Origin of the sequence: Nocardioides aestuarii (assembly GCF_039527245.1) — a bacterium.
Lineage (GTDB): Bacteria > Actinomycetota > Actinomycetes > Propionibacteriales > Nocardioidaceae > Nocardioides > Nocardioides aestuarii.
Genome location: NZ_BAAAJT010000002.1, coordinates 1,518,713 through 1,539,031, shown reverse-complemented (window position 1 = coordinate 1,539,031; position 20,319 = coordinate 1,518,713). Strand labels below are relative to the sequence as shown.

Annotated in this window: 23 protein-coding genes; 8 read left to right on the top strand and 15 right to left on the bottom strand. The window is 70.6% G+C overall.

The window, feature by feature from the left end:
* Position 1 precedes the first annotated feature (1 nt).
* From ABD091_RS07855 to ABD091_RS07845, 3 genes are all read right to left on the bottom strand, one after another.
* Positions 2-616, bottom strand: coding sequence for a hypothetical protein (locus ABD091_RS07855; RefSeq protein ID WP_343917102.1), 615 nt, complete (start codon positions 614-616; stop codon positions 2-4).
* Positions 600-1,133, bottom strand: a complete 534-nt coding sequence (locus ABD091_RS07850) for a SigE family RNA polymerase sigma factor (RefSeq protein ID WP_343917100.1) — start codon at positions 1,131-1,133, stop codon at positions 600-602. The genes ABD091_RS07855 and ABD091_RS07850 overlap by 17 nt, the downstream gene beginning before the upstream one ends.
* An 83-nt stretch (positions 1,134-1,216) precedes the next feature.
* On the bottom strand, positions 1,217-2,782 hold the full coding sequence (locus ABD091_RS07845; protein WP_343917098.1) for a peptide chain release factor 3: 1,566 nt from the start codon (positions 2,780-2,782) through the stop codon (positions 1,217-1,219).
* A 62-nt stretch (positions 2,783-2,844) separates the two neighbouring features.
* Between ABD091_RS07845 and ABD091_RS07840 the strand changes: the two genes are divergently transcribed.
* Entirely contained in the window at positions 2,845-3,456 is a 612-nt protein-coding gene (locus tag ABD091_RS07840) for a M23 family metallopeptidase (RefSeq protein WP_343917096.1), read from the top strand.
* Positions 3,457-3,465: 9 nt separating this feature from the next.
* On the opposite strand, the gene ABD091_RS07835 is transcribed toward ABD091_RS07840, so the two are convergent.
* Positions 3,466-4,704 (bottom strand): HNH endonuclease signature motif containing protein, encoded by a 1,239-nt coding sequence (locus ABD091_RS07835; protein ID WP_343917094.1) that lies wholly within the window; start codon positions 4,702-4,704, stop codon positions 3,466-3,468.
* A gap of 351 nt (positions 4,705-5,055) precedes the next feature.
* Here ABD091_RS07835 and ABD091_RS07830 point away from each other — a divergent pair, with 351 nt between their 5' ends.
* The 5 genes from ABD091_RS07830 (at position 5,056) to ABD091_RS07810 (ending at position 9,867) form a co-directional block, all read left to right on the top strand.
* Complete coding sequence (locus ABD091_RS07830; protein WP_343917092.1) at positions 5,056-5,883, top strand: TIGR04255 family protein; 828 nt, start codon at positions 5,056-5,058, stop codon at positions 5,881-5,883.
* On the top strand, positions 5,880-6,689 hold the full coding sequence (locus ABD091_RS07825; RefSeq protein ID WP_343917090.1) for a hypothetical protein: 810 nt from the start codon (positions 5,880-5,882) through the stop codon (positions 6,687-6,689). The genes ABD091_RS07830 and ABD091_RS07825 overlap by 4 nt, the downstream gene beginning before the upstream one ends.
* Before the next feature lie 331 nt (positions 6,690-7,020).
* Positions 7,021-7,500 carry a Fic family protein gene (locus ABD091_RS20230; protein ID WP_379189419.1) on the top strand — a complete coding sequence of 160 codons (480 nt, stop codon included), beginning with the start codon at positions 7,021-7,023 and terminating at the stop codon, positions 7,498-7,500.
* A gap of 147 nt (positions 7,501-7,647) precedes the next feature.
* Positions 7,648-8,979 carry an ApeA N-terminal domain 1-containing protein gene (locus ABD091_RS07815; RefSeq protein ID WP_343917088.1) on the top strand — a complete coding sequence of 444 codons (1,332 nt, stop codon included), beginning with the start codon at positions 7,648-7,650 and terminating at the stop codon, positions 8,977-8,979.
* Positions 8,980-9,291: 312 nt separating this feature from the next.
* Positions 9,292-9,867, top strand: a complete 576-nt coding sequence (locus ABD091_RS07810) for a hypothetical protein (RefSeq protein ID WP_343917086.1) — start codon at positions 9,292-9,294, stop codon at positions 9,865-9,867.
* Between the two features lie 195 nt (positions 9,868-10,062).
* On the opposite strand, the gene ABD091_RS07805 is transcribed toward ABD091_RS07810, so the two are convergent.
* Together ABD091_RS07805 and ABD091_RS07800 are read right to left on the bottom strand one after the other, a co-directional pair.
* On the bottom strand, positions 10,063-10,605 hold the full coding sequence (locus tag ABD091_RS07805) for a dihydrofolate reductase family protein (RefSeq protein ID WP_343917084.1): 543 nt from the start codon (positions 10,603-10,605) through the stop codon (positions 10,063-10,065).
* Positions 10,606-10,690: 85 nt separating this feature from the next.
* Positions 10,691-10,912 (bottom strand): hypothetical protein, encoded by a 222-nt coding sequence (locus ABD091_RS07800; protein WP_343917082.1) that lies wholly within the window; start codon positions 10,910-10,912, stop codon positions 10,691-10,693.
* A gap of 118 nt (positions 10,913-11,030) precedes the next feature.
* Between ABD091_RS07800 and ABD091_RS07795 the strand changes: the two genes are divergently transcribed.
* Both ABD091_RS07795 and ABD091_RS07790 read left to right on the top strand, forming a co-directional pair.
* Positions 11,031-12,668, top strand: a complete 1,638-nt coding sequence (locus tag ABD091_RS07795) for an alpha/beta fold hydrolase (protein WP_343917080.1) — start codon at positions 11,031-11,033, stop codon at positions 12,666-12,668.
* Positions 12,665-12,892, top strand: coding sequence for a hypothetical protein (locus ABD091_RS07790; RefSeq protein WP_343917078.1), 228 nt, complete (start codon positions 12,665-12,667; stop codon positions 12,890-12,892). The genes ABD091_RS07795 and ABD091_RS07790 overlap by 4 nt, the downstream gene beginning before the upstream one ends.
* A 9-nt stretch (positions 12,893-12,901) precedes the next feature.
* On the opposite strand, the gene ABD091_RS07785 is transcribed toward ABD091_RS07790, so the two are convergent.
* The 9 genes from ABD091_RS07785 to ABD091_RS07745 are packed head-to-tail and all read right to left on the bottom strand — an operon-like array spanning position 12,902 to position 20,196.
* Entirely contained in the window at positions 12,902-13,585 is a 684-nt protein-coding gene (locus ABD091_RS07785) for a fumarylacetoacetate hydrolase family protein (RefSeq protein ID WP_343917076.1), read from the bottom strand.
* A 7-nt stretch (positions 13,586-13,592) separates the two neighbouring features.
* Complete coding sequence (locus ABD091_RS07780; RefSeq protein ID WP_343917074.1) at positions 13,593-14,033, bottom strand: cupin domain-containing protein; 441 nt, start codon at positions 14,031-14,033, stop codon at positions 13,593-13,595.
* Positions 14,030-14,950, bottom strand: a complete 921-nt coding sequence (locus ABD091_RS07775; RefSeq protein ID WP_343917072.1) for an NAD(P)-dependent oxidoreductase — start codon at positions 14,948-14,950, stop codon at positions 14,030-14,032. The genes ABD091_RS07780 and ABD091_RS07775 overlap by 4 nt, the downstream gene beginning before the upstream one ends.
* A gap of 8 nt (positions 14,951-14,958) precedes the next feature.
* Complete coding sequence (locus ABD091_RS07770) at positions 14,959-15,888, bottom strand: alpha/beta hydrolase family protein (protein WP_343917070.1); 930 nt, start codon at positions 15,886-15,888, stop codon at positions 14,959-14,961.
* Positions 15,885-16,520 carry a carboxymuconolactone decarboxylase family protein gene (locus tag ABD091_RS07765; RefSeq protein ID WP_343917068.1) on the bottom strand — a complete coding sequence of 212 codons (636 nt, stop codon included), beginning with the start codon at positions 16,518-16,520 and terminating at the stop codon, positions 15,885-15,887. Before ABD091_RS07765 ends, ABD091_RS07770 begins: the two co-directional genes overlap by 4 nt.
* A 10-nt stretch (positions 16,521-16,530) precedes the next feature.
* On the bottom strand, positions 16,531-18,567 hold the full coding sequence (locus ABD091_RS07760) for a xanthine dehydrogenase family protein molybdopterin-binding subunit (protein ID WP_343917066.1): 2,037 nt from the start codon (positions 18,565-18,567) through the stop codon (positions 16,531-16,533).
* Positions 18,564-19,031 carry a (2Fe-2S)-binding protein gene (locus ABD091_RS07755; protein WP_343917064.1) on the bottom strand — a complete coding sequence of 156 codons (468 nt, stop codon included), beginning with the start codon at positions 19,029-19,031 and terminating at the stop codon, positions 18,564-18,566. The genes ABD091_RS07760 and ABD091_RS07755 overlap by 4 nt, the downstream gene beginning before the upstream one ends.
* Positions 19,028-19,696 carry a GntR family transcriptional regulator gene (locus ABD091_RS07750; protein ID WP_343917062.1) on the bottom strand — a complete coding sequence of 223 codons (669 nt, stop codon included), beginning with the start codon at positions 19,694-19,696 and terminating at the stop codon, positions 19,028-19,030. Before ABD091_RS07750 ends, ABD091_RS07755 begins: the two co-directional genes overlap by 4 nt.
* Positions 19,693-20,196, bottom strand: a complete 504-nt coding sequence (locus ABD091_RS07745) for a VOC family protein (protein ID WP_343917060.1) — start codon at positions 20,194-20,196, stop codon at positions 19,693-19,695. Before ABD091_RS07745 ends, ABD091_RS07750 begins: the two co-directional genes overlap by 4 nt.
* Positions 20,197-20,319: the final 123 nt, after the last annotated feature.

The following is a 20,319-nucleotide window of genomic DNA, read 5'->3' as shown; positions in this document are numbered from 1 at the left end:
GTCACGGACTCGTGTAGGCCAGGCTGAGGGAGTCCTCCTCGTCGCCCCACCGGAGGGCGAGGCGCCAGCACCCCGGTTCCGGCAGGTCGAGGTAGGAGGGCCCGGGACCACCCTCGACCACGCGGCTGACCCGGCGCGAGCCGTCGTCGAGCGTTGCCGTGATCCGCAGCGGAGACCCGTCGCCGGTCTCCCGGGAGACCCACAGCACCTTGTTGTTGTGGTCGTCCGACGGCGGTGACGTCAGCGGCTGCGCGAAGAGGATCGCGGCGATGCCGCCGTCGTCACCCACGACGTGGGGGATGCGGGGACGGGGGGAGGAGAACCCCGCGCGCGCCCACGCCGGCAGCAGTCCGCTCGGCACCGGGGACACGCAGGACCCGGCGGTCGTCGGGTCGGCGGGGGAGGCGGGGGCGCGACCGGTCTCGTCGGGCCCGAGCGCGACCGGCAGCAACGCCGCGACGACGCCGGCCGTGCAGACGGCGGAGCCGGCGGCGACCCAGCGGCGACGCCGGCGTACGGCGCCCCGCGTGGCGAGCTCCGCGGAGGGCGCGGTCGCGACGTGGATGTCGTCGCCGGCGGCCCGCAAGAGGGCGGTCGCCTCACTCTCCTTGATCATTGGTCCTCCTCGGGGTCTGGGTGACGAGGTCGCCGAGCGACGAGTCCTCGGAGAGCGCCACCAGGGCGCGGGACGCGCGGCTCTTCACCGTGCCGGGGGCGATGCCGAGGACCGTGGCGATCTGGGCCTCGCTGAGGTCGGCGAAGTAGCGCAGCACGAGCACCTGGCGCTGCGCGGGCGCCAGCCTGGACAGCGCCGCGCGGACGCTGTGTCCGACGACCACCGCGGCAGCAGGGTCGGCGGCCGACGGGCTCTCCGGCAGCTCGCCGTGCGGGATCTCGCCGCGCCACCGGCGGCGCCAGCCGCGCACGATGCCGTTGACCAGCACCCGGTAGACGTAGGCCTCGCGGTCGTCGGCGGCCGAGACCCGTCCCCACGCGCTGTAGCACCGGACCAGCGCGTCCTGCACGGCGTCCTCGGCGTCCTGCTCCCGACAGCCGATCAGCACCGCGGCGCGGACGAGCCGGGAGTATCGAGCGTCCACGAACGCCCGGTAGTCGTCGTCGTCAGGTCTCACGGTGGGTCCTCGCTGGTGGTCGTCCTACCAGGGAGAGCACCTGGACCATCCTGCCGGTTCCACGAGGCCCGTGGGCCCGACGGTCAGGACCCGCCGGCCGGCAGGGCCTCGAGCATGATCTCGGGGTTGTCGCGCGCGGTGACCTTGGCCCGCCACTCGTCGACGAAGAGCGCCATGGGCGTGCCGTCGCTGCGCTGGAGGACCTCGACGCCGCGCATGCCGGCGAGTGCCGCGGCGCCGGCGGCGTCGGTGATCCGGGCGACCTGGTAGTTGAGCGGCGAGAACCGGATGGGGGAGTTGAACTCGTTGACCATCCGGTCCTCGACGACCTCGAACTGCATCGGTCCGACGGCGGCGAGGACGGGGCTCTGGTCGCCGCGGAGGTCCGAGCGCAAGACCTGCACGACGCCCTCCTGGTCGAGCTGCTCGATTCCGCGGCGGAATTGCTTGTAGCGGCTGATGTCGCCGGCCGTCGCGGTGACGAAGTGCTCGGGGGCGAAGCTCGGCACGGGCGGGTACTCGATGGCGTCGCCGACATAGACGGTGTCGCCGACCCGGAGCGACTGGGCGTTGACGAATCCGATGATGTCGCCCGGCTCGGCCGTCTCCACCACCGTGGTGTCGCGGCCGAAGACCGCCTGGGCGAACTTGGTCGCGAACGGCTTGCCGGTCGAGGCATGCGTGACGACCATGCCGCGCTCGAAGGTGCCGGAGACGACGCGGGCGTAGGCCAGCCTGTCGCGGTGCGCCCGGTTCATCCCGGACTGCACCTTGAAGACGAAGGCGCTGAACTCGTCGGAGACCTCGCGGACCGAGCCGTCGACGCCGGTGGTCGCCCCGGGGTCGGGCGCCAGGTCGAGCAGCAGGTCGAGGAGCTGGGCGACGCCGAAGTTCTGCAGCGCCGAAGCGAACATCACCGGCGTGGTCTCCCCGGCGAGGAAGCGCTCCTGGTCGTGGTCGGCGTCGTCGAGGGTGAGCAGCTCGTGCTCCTCCGCGGCGGCCTCCCACAGATGGCGGTCGTCGTCCCCGACCTCGTCGGCCGCGAGCCGGCGTTCGGGGGCGCGGGTGGCGCCGCCGGCGGTGCGGGTGTACTTCACGAAGTCACCCGTACGCCGGTCGAGGACGCCCCGGAAGTCGCCGGCCTCGCCGACCGGCCACGTGAGGGGCGTGGGGCGCAGGTTGATCTTCTGCTGGATCAGGTCCATCAGTTCGAGCGCCGACAGGCCGGGGCGGTCCCACTTGTTGATCACGGTGATGACGGGGATGCCACGCAGGGCACAGACCCGGAACAGCTTGAGCGTCTGCGGCTCGAGCCCCTTGCCGGCGTCGACCAGCATCACCGCGGAGTCGACGGCCGAGAGCACCCGGTAGGTGTCCTCGGAGAAGTCGCTGTGGCCGGGGGTGTCGACGAGGTTGACGACGTGGTCGCGATAGGTGAACTGCAGCGCCGCTGACGTGATCGAGATGCCGCGGGCCTTCTCCATCGCCATCCAGTCCGACACCGTCGCCCGGCGGTCGCCCTTGCCGTGGACCGCGCCCGCCTCGTTGATGACCCGCGCGTGCAGCGCGAGCGCCTCGGTGAGGGTCGACTTGCCGGCATCGGGGTGGCTGATGACGGCGAAGGTACGGCGGGGGCGGGTGTCGGGCACCGACCGAAACTACCTCCCAGATCGCGGCCGGCCCACATCGTCCGGCAGGCACCATGGTCGTCATGGCACCGCTCGACCTGGCGTACCCGTTCGAGGGTCGCTGGCTGGTGCAGAACAGTCCGGCCGACCGGGTGCCGAGCCACGGCACGGCGAGGTTCGCGGCGTCCCACGCGATCGACTTCGTGCCGGTCGACGAGTCGGGGCGGACGGCGTCGGTCACGTGGCGGACGCTGGTGCGCCCGGAGGCTCCGAATGCGTTCCCGGGGTACGGGCGTCCGGTGCTGGCGCCGGTCGCGGGCACGGTGGTCGGGGTGCTCGACGCGGTTCCCGACCACGACGCCTTCCGCGGCCTGCCGTCAGTGGGCTACGCCCTGACGCAGGGCCGGCGTGCGGCTGCTGGGTGGGAGGCGCTGGCCGGCAACCACGTGCTGCTGCGGACAGGCGGGGGAGTCGTGGTGGCGTTGTGTCACCTGCAGCAGGGCAGCGCCGAGGTGGCGCACGGCGACCGAGTCGGGGTGGGGGATGTGCTGGGGCGGTGCGGCAACTCGGGCAACAGCACGGAGCCGCACGTGCACGTCCAGGCGGTCGACCGGGCCGAGGTCGAGGACGCGGCGGCGGTGCCCATCACCTTCGGTGGCCGGCTCCCTGTCAACGGTGAGGTCGTCGAGGTGTAGGCGGTCGGCCTAGGTACGCCGATGGAAGGTGACGGTGTGGTCGGCCGCGGTCTCCATGCGATAGCGAGGGTCGTGGGCGAGTCGGTGGTGGCGCGGGCAGAGGAGCCGGCCGTTGGTGAGGTCGGTGGTGCCTCGGCGTGACCAGGGCTGGTCGTGGTGGGCGTGGCAGAGGCCGGGCGGCAGCCCGCAACCGTCTGCCGTGCAGCCTCGGTCGCGTAGGACGAGCGCCCGGCGCTGGGCGGGACTGAAGAGTCGTGCGGTGCGGCCGAGGTCAAGCGTCTCGGAGGCGCTGCCGAGCACTGCGGGCACGATCCCGGCGCGGCAGGCGAGCCGTCGTGCCTCGCTGGCTGAGATTCGCTCGCCGGTGGTGAGGGACGCAGCTCCGACGCCTCGTACGAGGGTGTCGAGGTCGAGCGTGACGGTGAGAGAGAGCCCGGTGCCGGCAGAGGCCGGGAGCTTGTCGACCGGGTAGGACTCGACGTACTCCATGAGCGCCTGGCCGAGCGCCAGGGGAGTGGCGAGTGGAGCGGGTCGCGGGGTCTCGCCCGAAGTCTGGTGGCGACGCGGTGAGGCGAGGGCGTGCAGGTGCTCCTTGAGCAGCCGGCCGTGGAGGGTGGGGAGGGTGAACCGGCCGTGGCAGCGCCCGTGCCCGTCGTCGATGAGGGTGAAGGAGGCGGTCGCGAGGGCGCGGGCTTCCTCTTCCTCGAGCTTGCGCTGCTCGTGCTTCTCGCCGACGTCGGGTGCGACGACGTCGAGCACCCGCTTGCCGAGGATGCGTAGCGCGCGGGCGTCGTGCTCGCGCGCGTGGGCGAGCAGGGAGTCGCGAGCCTCTCTGCGGATGGGCAGGTCGACGAGGTCAGCGGGCAGCGCGTCGACGGCCCGGGTGATGACGTCGGCCTGGTCGACTCGCAGCCACCCGTCTAAGAGGGCGTCGGCGACCGGCTCGTGGAGGTCGGTGTCGAGACGCTCAGCGAGGCCGCAGACCCTCCCGGCCTCACCGCGGGTGACCCGACTGCGGTGCGCCCACCAGCCACCGGTGGTGCGTGCGCCGATCGCATCGCCCACTCGCCGCCGATCGGCCTCCCGGAGTGAGCGACCGAGCGACGAGGTGAGCCGGGACTGGGCCTCGGTGAGCGCGTCGACCAGCTCGACCACCTCGCCCTCCGTCACGGTCGAGAGGCGCAGGTCGCCGAGGTCGTCCAGCGCCGTGCGCAGCGAAGCCAGCGCCTGGTTCACCGGTCCCTCCACGGCCTTCCCCTCACCTCTGGTTGCGACCCCAGAAAGAAGTCTCTGCCTGCTCGACGTCAGGCGGAAGGTCCCCGATTCCGGCTGTGGAAGGTGGTGCACGAAGGCTCACTTGTGAGCAACAAGTGGCTCTTCAGACCTACGACGATCCGCCCAGAATGGGGCACCGGGAATGCCCGGCGTTACCGAACACGGCGCTCTCTCACCACTCCCCGGCCCGGCCGTCCCCGGCGACACTGACTTCGGTCGAACTGACGATCCGACACGCGTGTGATTGGTTCGAGGTTCGGGCGACCCGGACTGTGAGTATGGCTACAGTACGGCTATAGTTGAGCGCGAGAGAGACGACACTTGATGCTGAAACTTCCCCAGGCCGACCACTCCCCGCTTCCGTCGCCTGCGCTGCCGCTCGTGGTAGCGCAGGCGCGGTACTCGCCAGTGCGCGCGGAAGTGACCGCGGAGGTCGTCGCGGCTATACAGCATCGCTTGCGTGAAACGGTAGCTGTCGATCTAAGCCGGGTCGCGCCTCTGATGTCGACTGACATCGTCATCGGTCCGGGTGTAACGGTGCCGCCTCAGGTGCAGCACGGGATGCAATTGTCCGCTGAGGATGGTCAATGGCAGGCGACGGTGACGCCAGAGTGGGTATCGCTCGAGACGCCTTCGTTCCGCAGCTACGCAGAGGACTTCCGACCGGTTTGGGGCGAGGTACTTGGTGCTGTTAGCGATGCGCTGGCGCCGGTGACGGTGATGCGTGCTGGCCTGCGATTCGTGAACGTGCTTAAGCCGCCGGTGGAGCTTGCAGCAGGAGCGCCCGTGGCGACATGTGGATGGGATCGCTGGATTCGCGGCTCGTTGGCGGGTCCCGCAGGTGATGAGTGGCTGCTCGAGGGGGCGCTCGCGTACTCGCAGCAGATGTTGGTGGAATCGGGTCAAGGTGTGCGCAGCGGCGTGCGCTCGGGGCCGGTTGAGAACGAGGATCGTCCGGCGTTCTTGCTGGACATTGACACGTTCTCAGAGCCGCAGGCGGTTTGGGCGGTCGACGACGTTGTCGCGCTGTTCGAGCGGCTGAACGGTTGCGGCGTGGCGCTCTTCCAGGAGCTCGTCACGCCTGAGATGCTCAACCACCTTCGTGGCAGTGAAGCTGCTGGGGGGCATGTTCGGGGGAAGGACTTGTTATGACGACGTTGATGGGCAGCACGACTGCTGGGACGCCGGCTCCGTCGAGCAGCGACCTGCTGCTTCGGAAGCCGTTCTCGTGGACAGAGGATGCCACGTATGTAACGTTGCCGATGGTGCGGACACACCGCTCGGAGGCGCTTGAGGCGTTGCTTCAGCATTCTCTGTCGGTCGTCTCCCGCGTCGAGGCTGAGCTGGCACGCGACCAGCACCTGCGGTTCGCGGCGCGTGCCCAGGAGGCTGTGGCGGCGGCATCTTCGGCGGCATCGAGGGCGGCATCGACCGCTGCGGGCGTTCTCACGCGTTCGCGCGCCGCGAAGCCTCACGCGGTTGGTACCGATCGCTGTGTCCACCCCGGCACAGAGGCGTTGGACCAACTGCAGGGGTGGCTCAACATGCCACTGGACGACATCGTCGCGGTTGTCGGCCTGTCGCCCTCAACGAGGGCGTTCTGGCGCCGGAATCCGACCGCCGCGGTGCGCCCCGGTAAGGCGGGCCGGCTCCTGCGATTCCGCACGTCCGTCGGGCTGCTCGTGGGCGCGGTCGGCGCCGAGGAGGCGCGGCACGTGCTGCATGACGAGAGGTGGTTGGAGCCGCTGGACGAGGCTCGTCTAGTTGCGCTTGAAGCGCGGGTACGCCGGCAGCTGGCACCAGAGCCGCCGATAGCTCCCGCAGGGCTTGCAAACCTGTCGCGCCAGCAACTGCTTGCGGCTGTGACGGACCGGGACGGGGAGGTGGTTCAACGACAACTCGAGTCCTCCCGGGACGGAGAGTTCGTTGGGCCAGTTCAGGAAGATGACGCCGGCTAAGGGCCACAACCCTCGCCGCGGGAACCCACGCGGAAATCGAGGAAAGAATGCGGGTGGAGGCCGCGGCGGGCACAACCGTCGCGGCCCTACTCCTTTTCCCTGGGATGCCGAGAAGTTCAAGCCGCGGATCACCAGCAACTTCAAGGGGATTGAGGCGGAGGTTGCCGATTCAGCCCTAGACATGGTGCGGCCGACTTCGGACGGGGTCCGTGCGTGGCATGCAGCGTCATTGGAGGGTGTCCCGCTCGCCGAGCCGTGGGTTGCGGGGCGGTACCGAGGGCAGGGTCCACCGAATTCTCGACTGGCCAACTGCCCGGTGCATGTGGGTGGCGTGTTTGGTACGCCACCCGCGCGCGTCCGTGGGGAGGTCACGGCTGCATTCGCCGAACTCGACCGCCGGCTGGACGCGCTGGACGCGCGGATCGCGAACGGCGAATCGGTCGAAGACGTGTACGAGGACGTGCTCGCGGTCTGTGCGTGGATTCACGGCCAGTGGGTGCGCATTCACCCATTCGTCGATCACAACGGCAGCACCGCGCGGCTGCTGACGGTGGCGGTTGGTCTTCGGTATGGCATCCCGTTGCAACTGCCGGGCAAGCCCCGGTCTCAATTGCCGACTGATGGTCTTGTCGTCGACTACAACCTCGCGGCGGGGAACCAGATGTCGGGCGACGATCACTTGATGAAGCTGTTCCTTCACGATCTCGTGGAGGAGACGTTGCGGCAGGCCACGACCGCCACCGCGGCTGAAGGCTCCGCCATACCGGTCGAAGGACGCTTCGATTCAGCCGCGGACGCGTCTGCCGAGTGAACCATCGGCCACGACGGTGGACTCGTGGGTCGCGCGTCGGGTGGCTGAGACGTAGATCAGCCAGCCGAGCGCGCCTTGCCATGTCGTGTCTATCCGCCGCGAGTCCTGCGGTAGTTGGGAACCACGGAAACCTACGCTTACAACACGATGGCGACGGACCCGAGCAGTGAGATCCTCGAAGGTAACGTTGGCTTCTTCTGGCCGCAGGAGGACCACCGGGTCGATCTCGATGATGCGATCGTTGAACGCGGCTACATCGCTCAGGCGCCTGATTCGTTCGTGCAGGTCCGAGCTCTAGACGAGACCGAAGTTCTCCCGGGCATAACTATGCACAGCTCGTCGCGGCCGATGGCGTTGTTCGGCTCTACGGAGAAGGCCGGGATCCTGATCCCGGACCTGATGAGCGCCGGCCGCACGGGACACTTCGGTGGTTCCAAAGCGTCGGTTCGACGCTACCGGGCTCGATCGCTCATCAGCGGCGTCGACCTGCACTCGGCTCGCAGTAGCAAGCTGGTGTCAGCTTCACTCGTCTTCGCTGAAGGCTTGGAGTTCGCCGCCCTCTCGACGTTGCATACAGAGTTCAAGGCTGACCCGCTCACGCATCTGGTCACGGAAGCGCAGTTCACGCTGAAGGCCGACCCTGCAGCGAACGGCGGGAAGTACGGCCCTTACGAGCTTGTACTAGAGCCTGACTGGTCGACCTCCAACAGCGGGTCGACTACAAATCTGAGCACAGGTCTCTCGATCACTCTGACGGTCAAGCGTCCACGTCCGTTTAGCCAGTTCAGACACCTCCTTGTTGGCATCCAAGACTTGCTGAACGTGACCTACGATCGATTTGTCCCGGCCCAGTCCGGACGAGCGCTCGTTGACGGTGCCTCCTCAGAACGCTCCTATCTGTGGCTCCAGGACACCATGGTCCAGCCGCCTCATAGTGCCGGCGTATCAGGCCGGCAGGGATCCACGCCGCTGTTCCAGCTCGCCGACATCGGCGGCTCAGCTGGCCTGCGCCGCTGGTTAACGCTTCGCGACCAGTTTCCCGACGTGGCCAAGTCCGTCTCGTCCGGTCATCGCTATGGCGGATCCCGCCAACCGGCTCGACTGCTGGAGTTGGCCGCTGCCACCGAGATCTACGTCGCCGCGCACCGCAAGGCCGGGGCAGCGTGGGCGAAGAAGGCGACCGCGCCGACCCCCGCCGAAGCCCTCGCAAGACGCGTGGGGAAACCATTCCTCGACCTTGTCGGCGACTATTCGACCTGGGGCGCACGCGTCCAGGACACGTACAACAGTGTCAAACACAATCCGTCGTTCGCTCGCGATCCGGAGGAGCTTCGGCTGCTCTCGTGGTCGGCACAGGTCGCTCTGTTGTGCGTGCTGCTAGACCGAGCCGCGCTCTCAAAGGCACCGAGCCGACGGATCCTCAGCGACTACCGCGTCAAACGTGGCAGCGACGAACTTCGGAACCTCCTAGGAACGTAGCCAACTCTCGGCGACGGGCTCCCGCGACACTGCGCGTCTTTCCGCCGCGACTCATCGGTGCCGTCACGAGCCCAGTGATGATGCGCGGGGTCCGCGGTGGCTGACGCTGAGTGGTCCATTCCGGGCCCAATCGTGGGGCAGGATCTGCTTATGGCAGTCGTCAGGCGCATCTGGCTTTGGCCGAATGACGACGGGCCCACGGGTGGAGCCAGCAGGACCGCGGCTGGGGGCGCTTTCGCTCAAGGCCTCGACGGGTCAACTTGAGAGGTGAATGCTATGGGCTACAGCGAGACGGACTCCAGGGTCGACGGAGTGGACACCAACGGGATCGAGGTGTCGTTGGTCAGCCACGCTCGAAGTACCTCTACAGAGTCGTGGACAACGATGTCCTGGAGGACGCGGCTCGCACCCGGTGGAAGTAATCGCCGCTTCTACATGCATCACGGCGAACCATGGACCATCAGTTCGCAGCTCGCGATTACGATGCTCAGCGAGCTGGACGGTCAGCGCCCCTTCGCCAGCGACCCAGGCACGACTGTCCGTCCCGAAGTCCTCTTCTCTTGCTCCATGACACCGGAGATGCGCTCCAAGTACTGGCTGGAGATACGCCTCCCCGAGGACCGCTGGAGTAGGGACGTCGAGTTCGTCGTGACGCAAGACCCGTTTCGACGCAACCACTGGCGCAAGATCGGCATCGTTGATCACTCGACGGGTCGGGCCACATTCCGATCCACAACTCGGGACGCGACGTACGGGCAGAAGAAGGCGATCCCCGACTGGAATGGCTGGTTCCTGGACAACTCCATGCTGGATGCGGGCGGCCGTGAGATGGGCGCCTTCCTCGATCTACTGAGTCATGGTGGTTCGAGCCAAGAACGCCTGACGTAGACAGCCGCGAGCAATCGGCCGGCGGCCGTCGCTTCCCATCGACCGCATGCATCACCGGATCGGCAGGACCTAGCCCATTCCGCCGCGTACGTCGCACGTCCGGCAAGGGACGGATCTTGGCTGCGAGTGAGCGGCACCCGACCCGACCCGACCCGGGCTGGTGCCCCGCGAGAAACGTGTCTGGCGCGTTCCCGGTTAGAGCGTGTAGCGCAACGCGGTGAGGTCTCCGTCCCGGGTGGCCGAGACGAGGTGGAGACCGACAGCCGGGGTGTTGCGGCTCTCGAAGAGCCGGACGCCGTCACCGAGAAGCACCGGAGCCACGTGCACAACCACCTCGTCCAGCAGTCCTGCCTCGAGGCACTGTCGGGCGATTGCTGCGCCGAGCACGCCGACGTCGGCGCCGCCGGCAGCCTCCTTCGCGATGGCGACAGCCTCCACGATCCCGACGTCGAGGAACCGCCCGGTCACGCCCTTCACCACAGGGGGATCGACGGGCGGGTGGTGACGGAGCACCAAGAAAGGGCCGCTGAACGCGCCGCCGTAGAAGCCCGGCTGATCGCGGTCCTCGACGTCCTGGGTCCGTCGCCCCACGAGCAGCGCGCCGGTCGACCCCACGATCTCGTCGACGGTCTCGCCCGATCCGAGCTGCGCCCCGAGCGCCCACCCCATCTCGTCGTGCGGGCCGGCGATGAAGCCGTCCAGGCTCATCAGCGTGTGCCAGCGGACCAGCTGGGTCATGTCGCCTCCGTGATCGTCTCGTCCTCGGGTCGTGCCGGCCGTCGACCGACGCACGATGGGGGCAGACCGCGGAACGCGGCGGGACTCATCGGTGGTTCTGCCTCGCCTCCTCCACGGTGCCGGGCGCGAGGTCAGGTCTGCTGGCCGGGTCCGGTCGCAGGTCAAGGCTCGACACCGGCAGGTAGAAGAAGTGGTCCGCCACGCAGCGGACCTGGGCGTGCTCGACGGGTCCGTCGGTGCTCTCCAGCACGTCGCGGCGGAGGATCTCGGCGAGCGAGCCGCACACCGGACAACAGGTGGCGTCCACGGTCCATCTCCTCGGGTCGACGATGGAGTCACCAGGCAGGCGCTACGCCGGCCGTCGCGGTGCGACGGCAGCCGTCGCGGCGGCACGTGTGCCACGATGCGACGGGAGAACGATCGACTTGCCGACACCGCAGACGCGCTACACCCGAGCCGGAGACGCCGAGATCGCCTACCAGACGGTGGGCTCCGGTCCGGTCGACCTCGTGTGGGCCTACGGGATGATGACCCACCTCGAGGTCAAGTGGGAGGAGCCGTCCCTCGCGAGGATGCTCGGCCAGCTGTCGGGCTTCACCCGGTTGATCCTGTTCGACCGTCGCGGCTGCGGGCTCTCCGACCGCGGTGACCGTCATCTCGCGCCGACGCTCGAGGAGCGGGTGCACGACGTCCTCGCGGTCCTCGATGCCGTCGGCTCTGAGCGAGCCTCGCTGTTCGGGGTGTCCGAGGGGTGCGCGTTGGCAGCGATGTTCGCCTCGATGCATCCGGAGCGGACGGATCGCGTCGTTCTCTACGGCGGGATGTCGCGGTTGCTCCGCGACCCCGAACACCCCTGGGGCGTCATGGACGCCCAGCAGTACGACGCCGCGTTCGGGCCGGTCTTCCGCCACTGGGGCACGCTCGACGGTGCAGCCGCGCACGTGCGGCTGATCGCGCCCTCGGCTGTCGACGACTCCGACTACCTCGCCTGGTTCGCACGACAGCAGCGGCTCTCGCTCAGCCGCGACGCCGTGGTGCGGTTCATGCGTGTCGCCACCGAGTACGACCTCGACGACATCCTCCCCAACGTCCAGGCGCCCACGCTGGTGCTCCACCGGTCGGACGACGCCATCGTCCCCGCCAGCAGCGCCCGCCGTCTCGCCTCCAGGATCACCCACGCCAGCCTCGTCGAGGTGCCCGGCGCCGACCACCTCCCCTACGTCGGTGACGCCGACGCGATCGTCGAAGCGATGCGGGCCTTTCTGGGGGCACCGTCCCCACCACCGGCTGCGGACGTCCGGCTGGTCACCCTGGTGGCGACCGACGCGCAGGACCCGGACACCGCGAGCCTCGTGGCGCGCCACGCCAGGCGGTTCGACGGCGTCGAGGTGTCCGACCCGACGGGTGGCCGCGTGACCCGGTTCGACTCCGCGACCCGGGCAGTCCGGTTCGCGCTGGGGGCGGTCCGCGCGGCCCGGGACGGCGGGGTGGAGCTGCGCGCCGCCGTGCACGCCGGGGAGTGTCACATCGACGGCAGCAGCATCGACGGCCCGGCGGCCGCGGTCGTCACCGCGGCGCTCCGGGACGCGCCACCCGGGCGGGTGGTCGCGACCGCGACCGTGCGCGACATCGTTCCGGGCTCGGGGATCGTCTTCGCCGACGGTGCCGCCCGTCCCCGGCAGGAGGTGAGGGTGTCGCGGTGCTCACCCTCGCAGGCGGCGGCGCGGACGACGAGACGCCGTCCCGGCCCGACGCACCGGACCACGTCTTCCGGAGGGACGGCGACGTCTGGACGCTCCGCTTCGAGGGGAGGGCGACCAGGCTGCGGGACAGCAAGGGCATGCGTGACCTCGCGGTGCTGCTGGCCGATCCCGGCCGTGAGCGGCACGTCCTCGACCTCTGGTCAGGAACAGCGGGTGACGAGCGGCAAGGTCCCCGCAGCGGTGCGGCGCCGCGCCACGAAGTCATCGATGGGCAGGCACGCGCGGACTACCGCCGACGCCTGGCGGCACTGGACGCTGACCTCGGCCCCGGGACGGAGGAGGAGCGCGACTGGCTGGTGAAGCAGCTGGCCCTGTCCTACGGCGTGGGGGGACGGGAGCGGGTGTTCCCCGACGAGGTCGAGCGGGCCCGCAAGGCGATCTACCGACGCGTCGCCGACGCGCTGCGGAGGGTGGAGGAGGCGCACCCCGGCCTCGGGCGTCACCTGCGCGCCTCGGTCCATACGGGGACCTACTGCAGCTATGCGCCGGAGCGGCCCCTGGCCTGGGTCACCTCCGGCGCGTGACTGGCCTGCTCAGGCCAGGTCGACCGACACCCGTCCCAGGCCGACGGCCTCGACGGTCCACCGTCCGGGGCCGACCTCGATCGGAGGCACGACCGAGCCGGTGATGACGACGTCGCCGGGGGCAAGGCCTCCGGCGCCGCACGACGCGAGCGTGTCGGCAGCCGCGGCGAGGACGGTGGGGAGGTCGCCGGTGAGCGCGGTCGGTTCGTCGGTGGCGGCGACCTCGTCCCCGTCACGGCGTACGGCGAAGTGCGGCCCGGCGAGCAGCGGCGGAACGCGGTGACCCACGATGACGTGGCGGTGGAAGATGTTGCCGGCCAGGATCTCGCCGATGTCCTCGGGTGGTTGGTCGAGGTCGGCCAGCTCGATCGCCACCGACCAGCCGACGACGGCGTCGAAGGCCTCCTCGGCGGTGGCGCCGGCGCCGAGCGGGGCGCCGACGTGCACGGCGACCTCAGCCTCGAGGACGGGCTTCGTCCAGCCCTCGAGGGAGACGGTGCTGCCGTCGTCGAGGGCGAGGGTGTCGACGAGGAAGCCGACGAGGGGCCGGTCCGTGCCGAGCTTCGACAGAGCCGCCGGGGCACCGAAGCCGAGCTTCCAGCCCAGGTGCTCGGCGCCGTCGGCGAGCACGGCGTCGCGGCGCGCCAGCATGCGCGCCGTACCGTCGGCGATGCGTGGGTCGAGGGTGCTCACGTCTCGATCATGCCGGGTCGTCGAAGGACTCGTCGGGCCCCGGCATGCCGTAGCCGGCGGCGGCCAGCGATCCGGCTCCGCTCCAGCCCCAGATCAGCAGCACGTCCTCGTCGCCGGTGTTGACGAAGCCGTGGTAGTTGCCGCGCGGCGTGAAGATCACGTCGCCCGCCTGCGACGGTTCGCGCCCGGCGTTGGTGTGGATCTCCCCCTTCCCCGACATCACGACCAGGAACTCGTCGGCGTCGGTGTGGAAGTGCCGGTCGTGGCGGGCGCCGGGCGGCAGCACCGTGCGGCCGACCGTCAGTCCGTCGGACCCGCCGCGCTCGGAGTTGATGAGGTATTGCACCTGCATGTCGATCCAGCCCTCGTCCTCGCGCAGGTTCTGCTCGAGCGGGACGTCGTCGATGGTGGTGCGGAACGGAGGCTTCGCCTCGTCGGGAGTGGTCATCGGATCCCCGCCGCCTTCCGGTAGACGTCCGCGACGCTGACGAGGAAGTCGCGATCGGACAGGTCGCTGCTGCGGGCCGCGCTGAGCATCTCGCTCGCGGCCGAGCAGGTGGGCACCATCGCGCCGAGGCGGCGCCCGAGGTCCTGGGCCAGCACCAGGTCCTTCTGCTGGAGCTCGACGTCGGCGAACACGTTGTCGTCGTCGACGAGCAGCGGCGCGCGATAGCCGATCACCGGCGACGCGATCACGCTCTTCAGCGCCGCGTCGACCACGGCTGCCCGGTCGACGCCGGCCTTCTCGACCAGCGTCACCGCTTCCGCGAACGCCGTCACCGACACCACCAGCGACAGGTTGATCGCGACCTTGGTCAGGATCGCGTGGCCGTTGGGACCGATGTAGGTCACCTTCGGGCCGATCGCGTGGAGCACCTCCTCCACCCGGAGGTACGCCGCGCGCTCGCCGCCGACCATGACCGACATCTGCCCGGCGGCCAGCGTCGCCGGGCTCCCCGAGACCGGGGTGTCGAGGTAGCGGGCGCCGGTGGCGGCCACCTCCTCGGACAGCGCGACGCTCGCGTCGGGGGCGATCGTGCTGAGGTCCGACCAGATCTTTCCCTCGCCGAGCCCGGCGAGCAGGCCGTCGTCGCCGCGGGCCGCGCCCTCGATCGCGGCGGTGTTGGTCAGCATCGTGAAGACCAGCTCGCACTGCTCGGCGACCTCCCGCGGGCTGTCGGCCCAGGTGGCGCCGGCCGCCAGCAGGTCGTCGGCCTTCGACCGGGTGCGGTTCCAGACGACGAGCTCGTGGCCCGCGTCCATGATCCGGCGCGCGATGCCGGCCCCCATGGCGCCGAGTCCCACGAACCCGACCCGGGTGATCGATGTGCCCATCCCTTGCTCCTGTGTCGTCTCGCTGGTCATGTGCTCGGTCATCCGTTGTGCCGGTCGAGGAAGTCGACGACGGCCGCCAGCGCCTCGCGCTGGACGTCGTCGACCCGGGGGACGCCGTCCGCGTCGCACTCGGGGTAGAGGTAGCCGTGGACGTCGTGCGACCACGAGCGCCACTCGGCGTCCTCGCGGTGCTCCGCGAGCAGGTCGTAGGTCAGCCGGAAGATCCCCTGCAGCTCGTCCTGCTCGCGCCCGAGGACCAGCACGGGGATGTCGACGGCCTCGAGCCGGGCCGCCACCTCGTCCTTGTCGGAGATCCGGGCCCGCGCACGCTCGACGCTGCGGATCTCCATGCTCTCGATGTCCCGCAGCCCGCCGATCGTCGTGACGGTCTCGACGTCCTCGAGCCGCAGCGTCAGCAGCTCGTGGTTGGCCGGCTCGGCGGCGACACCGGCCCGCAGCAGGCCGGGATAGTGCGACAGCAGCTTGAAGAGCATCTCGCCGGCGTGGCTCACCCCGACGTGGAAGAGCCGGTCGCCGTCGATCGCGGGGTGGGCGGCCGCGTGACGCAGCACGGCGACCTCGTCCTCGTACTCCAGCGGCGCCCGGTTCATCAGCCCCATGCCCTGCCGGATCGTCGTCCGCAACGCGCCGCCGGTCTGGTAGCCGAGCTCGACCTCGGTGCGGTAGCGGATCCACGCGCAGGCGTAGCCCGCGTCGAGCAGCACGTCGGTGACGTGGCGGAAGCGGTGGACGCGGTCGCGCAACCACGCCATGCCACCCCCGCCGTTGCCGTAGGCGATGACGACGAAGGGGTGCGGACCGGGGCCGTCGGGGAGCCGGAGGGCATAGGGGATGTAGAGCCCGTCGAGGCTCTCGGCGAGGAGGTAGTGCGCCGGCCGGTCCGACCCGGCGACGTCCTCGACCATGACCGGCGTCGGCGCCGCCGGCGCAGGGGCCGTCCCGCTCACCCGCGCGACCCGGCCGCCCAGTAGTCCTCCTTGGCCTTCGACGCCGCGAGCGCCTCGGCGTCCTCGAACCCGGGGGCCATGGAGGCCGAGGTACCGGCCATGTACTGGTGGTGGTCGACGTCGAGCAACCGGATCCAGCTCTGCTGCCCGAAGGTGAGCGCGATGACGCACCCGAGCTCGACGAGCTCGTCCTCGCTGAAGTGGGCGTACAGCCTGTCCCACAGGCCGTCCCGGTCGTCCTCGTTCCAGGCGATGGCCTGCGCGTAGGCGAGAGCCGCCTTCTGGCGGTCGTCGAAGCGGTCGGACGACTCGAAGTTGAGCAGGTCGTCGTACTGGCCCTCGACGAGTCCCTCGGCCGCGCCGCGCTCGGACCGCTGGTTGCCACAGAACTCACAGGTGACCGTGCGCGAGATGTAGACCCGGCACAGCTCCTTGATCGCGTGGTCGCACACGCCGTTGCGGAACATCTCCTCCCACGGCTTGGCGAAGGCCCAGAACGCCGCCGGCACGTGGGCCCGGATCGCGTTGGTCTCCGGTCGCGGGGTGCCGTGGGCGGCAGCGCGCTGCATCTCGGCCTGCATGTGCTCGTCCATGTCCTCGTAGGGGACGTAGGAGATGCGGGGCTTGCTCATGATGACTCCTTCACTCGGTGTTCTCGATGGCGCGCACCACGGCCTCGGCCGTGAGCGGCAGGTCACGCACCCGGACGCCGAGTGCGTGGTGGACGGCGTTGGCGATGGCGGCCGACGTCGGGCCCTGGGCGGCCTCGCCGGCGCCCAGCGGCGGCTGGTCGCTGTCGACGAGGTGGACGACGACCTCGGGCGCCTCGCTAAACCGCAGGATCGGGTAGAGCTCCCAGTCGCCGGACAGCAGCCGCCGCCGGTCCATCCGGACCCGCTCCTTCAGCGTCCAGCTGGTCGCCTGGGTGGCGCCGCCCTCGAGCTGGTTGCGGGCGCCGTCGGGGTTGACGACCCGACCGAGGTCGGCCACGACGACGAGCCGTCGGACCCGCAGCTCGCTGCCGGCCTCGACGTCGGCGACCACGGCGCAGTAGGCGCCGCGGTCCTTGTAGCGCGCGTAGCCGAGGCCGCGGCCGGAGTCCTCCGGCATCGCCGACCCCCAGCCCGCGAGCCGGGCGGCCTCGCGCACGACGTGGGCCGCGCGCGGGTCGTCGAGGTGGGCGACCCGGAAGTCGACGGGATCGGCGCCGGCCGCAGCGGCGAGCTCGTCGACGAACGACTCGATCGCGAAGACGTTGAGGTGGGCGCCGAGCGCGCGCATCGCGGACGTGCGCAGCGGGGAGTCGGTCTTGCGGTGGCCGAGGATCCGGCGCGGTCCGACGGCGTAGCCCGGCACGGCGTTGCGGGTCGAGCCGCCGCCACCGGCCGCGGGCGGGTCGGTCGCGGGCGGCAGCGGCACCGGGTCGGCCAGGTGGGCGCCCGCCAGCAGGCCGGGGTTGCCGGCATAGCCCGGACGAGCGGTGTGGCCCTGGCTCCACAGCTCGTGGCTCCACGACGTGATCCGGCCGTCGGCGACCGTCGCCTGCAGGTCCACCGTCATCGCCGACGAGAGCGGTCCCCACGTCAGCTCGTCGGGCCGCGTCCAGCGCAGCAGCACCGGCCGGCCGGGCACCGCCCGAGCGAGGAGCACGGCGTCGAACGCTGCGTCGTCGGCGGCGTTGTGGCCGTAGCAGCCGGCGTTCTCGACGTGCTCGACCGTGACGTGCTCGCGGTCGAGGCCGAGGGTCGTGGCGATCGCGTCGCGCAGCCCGTGGACGCCCTGGCTGTGCGACTGCACGTGGACGCCGGTGTGGGTGCCGTGGTCGGTCCACACCGCCAGCCCGGCGCTCGGCGCGATCGAGGCGTGCAGCAGGAACGGCCGTGAGTACGACGCGCGCAGGGCGTCGGGGGAACCGGGACCGGGAGCGCCGGGCTCGTCGAGGACGGGGACGTCCTCGTGGCTCCCGCTCCGCAGCCAGGTCGGGAGGTCGGTGTCGTCGGGCAGCAGGTCGTGCTCGTCCCAGTCGACGTCGCGGGCAAGCTGGTCGAGGCCGCGGTCGACGTCGGCCTCGCGCTCGCCGACGAGGCCGAGGAACGAGCCGTCGCGGACCAGCGTCACCCCCGGCGCCTTCCACCCGTCGGGCACCGACCGCAGCGTGGCGCCGACCGACGGCGGTCGCAGCACCCGCCCGTGCAGCAGTCCCGGCGGCCGCTGGTCGGCGAGGTAGCGCGGCCGGCCGAGCACCTTGTCGGGCAGGTCGGTGCGCGGGACGTCGGCCCCGACCGCAGCGGCCGCCACCGGTCCGGCGGCCGGCTGGTCGGTCAGGTCGAGCGCCGGGTCGAGGCCGGCGATGCGCGCGACGTAGTCGTCGACGGAAGCGGTCGGCCCGGCGAGGGTGCGGACGACCCCGCCGACATGGGCGAGGGCGGGGGCCGACTGGGTGACCGACAGGCTGCCGGCGGTCAGGCCCTGGTCGGGCCCGAGGCCGGTGTGGGGTGCGACCGTCCGGACCCGGTCGAGCGGCAGCCCGAGCGCGTCGGCCGCGAGCTGGGCGAGGGCGGTCGCGATGCCCTGGCCGAGCTCGGCCTTGCCGACCCTGACCTCGACCACGCCGTCGGCCACCGCGACCCAGCTCCCGAGGCGCGGGTTGGCGGTGACGTGGGCGGGGAGGTCGGTCACGACGGCGAGGCCACCTTCTCGGCGGCGGCCAGGACGGCGTCGACGATCCGGCGGTGGGCGCCGCAGCGGCACAGGTTGCGGTCGAGCGCCTCGGCGACGCGGTCGGGGTCGGCGTCCGGCTCCTCCTCCAGCAGGGCGGCCGCGCGGACGACGATGCCCGAGATGCAGAAGCCGCACTGGGCGGCCTGGTGGTCGAGCAGCGCCTGCTGGACAGGGTGCGGTGTGTCCTCGGCCGACAGCCCCTCGACGGTCGTGACCGGCTGGCCCTCGGCCTGCCACACCGGCGTCTGGCACGACGGCACGACGGTGTCGCCGAGCCGGACGAAGCAGGCGCCGCACAGCCCCTGGCCGCAGCCGAAGCGCGTGCCGACCAGTCCGAGGTCGTCCCGGAGCACGGTCAGCAGCGGGGTGTCGGGGTCGCCCTCGACGGTGACCGGGGCGCCGTTGACGACGAGCTCGGTCACGGGAACACCTCCGGGTGCCGGCCCAGCTCGATCCTGGTGCGACGGATGTGGCCGCCGAGGTAGCGCTCGCCGTCGTCCGCGTCGCGGCGTACGACCGCGTCGAGGATCAGCCGGTGCTCGGAGTTGACCACCCACATCCGGCTCCGACCGCCGAGCGCGACGAAGCTGCGCCGGTAGTGCTGGGTCGAGTTCCACAGCCGCGTCACGTTGGACATCAGCGGGTCGATCGAGCAGCCGGAGTAGGTGAGCATGTGGAACTCACGGTCGAGGTCGAGGAACTTCTCGAGGTCGGTGTTGTCCTCGATCCGCTGCTGGACCTCCTCCAGCTGCTCGTGGTCGGCGTCGGTCAGCAACGGCAGGCTCTCGGTCAGCGCCAGCGGCTCGAGACGCTCGCGCATCCGGTAGATCACGTCGACCTCGTGCTGGGTCAGGCTCGTGACCCGTGCCCCCTTGTGGGGCTCGTGCTCGGTCAGGCCCTCGCTCTCGAGCATCCGCAGCGCCTCGCGCACCGGGAGCCGGCTGGCCCCCAGCCTCGCCGCGACCTCCTCCTGCCGGATCCGGTCACCGGGACGCAGGTCGCCGCCGAGGATCGCCTCGCGGAGGTAGGCCGCCACACGGGTGCTGCCGATGCCCGAGGTCTCGGGAGGTGTCTCGTCGCTGCTCATGGTCGGGGATTCTCCCGGTCGAACCGCTTGCCGTGGGGGTAGGAGACCAGCTCGAGCTGGAGCCCCCAGGGGGCGCGGAAGTAGATCCACCGGTTGCCCTCGGCCGGGCCGCGGCTCGCGGTCGGGCCGGCGAACACCTCGACGTCGTGGGCGCGCAGGTGGTCGACCGCCGCGTCGAGGTCGTCGACGTAGAGCGCGACGTGGTGGCCGCCGACGTCGCTGTTGCGCGGCCGCACCACCAGCTGGTCGGGGGAGGAGTAGTGGAAGACCTCGAAGAACTGCTCGCCGAGCCGGAACCAACGGTTCTCGACCATCACCGCGCGCGGGTGGACGTCGAGGTGGGTGGCCATCCAGTCGTCGCCCTCGTCGGGGTGGGCGAAGGGGCCGAGCGAGTAGAGGTAGTCGCAGCCGAGGACGTCGACGAGGAACCGGTGGGCCTGCTCGAGGTCGGGCACGGTGAACCCGACGTGGTCAAGGCGGCGCAGGCCCGGCAGTCCCATCGACGTCCTTTCTGGATCCGAAACGGCGAGGAGATCTAGGAAAGCACGCTCGCAGTTGTGGTGTCCATCACGCTCGGGCCTAGATTTTGGATCCAAACGTGTGTCACAGTGCCCGAGTCCACC

Bases quoted from the DNA above. Each gene is read 5' to 3' on its own strand.
- ABD091_RS07775 (WP_343917072.1), bottom strand. From the start codon at position 14,950: ATGACCAGCGAGACGACACAGGAGCAAGGGATGGGCACATCGATCACC.
- ABD091_RS07840 (WP_343917096.1), top strand. From the start codon at position 2,845: ATGGCACCGCTCGACCTGGCGTACCCGTTCGAGGGTCGCTGGCTGGTG.
- ABD091_RS07780 (WP_343917074.1), bottom strand. From the start codon at position 14,033: ATGACCACTCCCGACGAGGCGAAGCCTCCGTTCCGCACCACCATCGAC.
- ABD091_RS07855 (WP_343917102.1), bottom strand. From the start codon at position 616: ATGATCAAGGAGAGTGAGGCGACCGCCCTCTTGCGGGCCGCCGGCGAC.
- ABD091_RS07830 (WP_343917092.1), top strand. From the start codon at position 5,056: ATGCTGAAACTTCCCCAGGCCGACCACTCCCCGCTTCCGTCGCCTGCG.
- ABD091_RS07805 (WP_343917084.1), bottom strand. From the start codon at position 10,605: ATGACCCAGCTGGTCCGCTGGCACACGCTGATGAGCCTGGACGGCTTC.
- ABD091_RS07745 (WP_343917060.1), bottom strand. From the start codon at position 20,196: ATGGGACTGCCGGGCCTGCGCCGCCTTGACCACGTCGGGTTCACCGTG.
- ABD091_RS07815 (WP_343917088.1), top strand. From the start codon at position 7,648: ATGGCGACGGACCCGAGCAGTGAGATCCTCGAAGGTAACGTTGGCTTC.
- ABD091_RS07765 (WP_343917068.1), bottom strand. From the start codon at position 16,520: ATGAGCAAGCCCCGCATCTCCTACGTCCCCTACGAGGACATGGACGAG.
- ABD091_RS07825 (WP_343917090.1), top strand. From the start codon at position 5,880: ATGACGACGTTGATGGGCAGCACGACTGCTGGGACGCCGGCTCCGTCG.
- ABD091_RS07750 (WP_343917062.1), bottom strand. From the start codon at position 19,696: ATGAGCAGCGACGAGACACCTCCCGAGACCTCGGGCATCGGCAGCACC.